At 63.0% G+C, this 446-nt stretch carries 1 protein-coding gene and 1 pseudogene; both read left to right on the top strand.

The features are described 5' to 3' along the window. Positions 1-193 (top strand): annotated as a pseudogene (locus CWM66_RS28545) (hypothetical protein); the annotation flags it as partial. An 11-nt stretch (positions 194-204) separates the two neighbouring features. After that, positions 205-446: Wzz/FepE/Etk N-terminal domain-containing protein (locus tag CWM66_RS28540; RefSeq protein WP_233218452.1), on the top strand; the 242-nt coding region annotated here is incomplete at its 3' end.

Raw genomic sequence — 446 nt, 5'->3', positions numbered from 1 at the left:
CCTGGTGATGGAACAGTCCCATCAGGCGCGGATCGCGCGCGAAGTTCCCCAGGTCAGCGGCAAGACCTTCCTGCTGGGCAAGTGGGAGAACCGCGAGGTGCCGGACCCCTATCGCCAGCAGCGCATCGCCTTCGAGCACGTCTACGGACTGATCGACAGCGCCGTCGCCCGCTGGGCGCCCCACATCAAGTAAACGCAGAAGCCATGACCAAGCAAAACGGTACGCGGACCAGCCGCGATGAAGACGAAATCGACCTGCGCGAACTGCTCGGCGTTCTCGTCGATCGCAAGTGGTGGATCATCGGCACCACGCTGGTGTTCCTGGTCCTGGGCACCGCATACGCACTGCTCGCTTCGCCGATCTACCAGGCACAAGCCATGGTGCAGGTCGAATCCAAGATGCCCAGCATTCCTGGCTTGGCCGACCTGACCTCGTTGACGGGCAG

Origin of the sequence: Kosakonia sp. H7A, from assembly GCF_003028445.1 — a bacterium.
GTDB classification, from domain to species: Bacteria; Pseudomonadota; Gammaproteobacteria; order Enterobacterales; family Enterobacteriaceae; genus Kosakonia; species Kosakonia radicincitans.
Note: the sequence above shows the minus strand (reverse complement) of the source record. Positions and strands in the feature narration are given on the sequence as shown.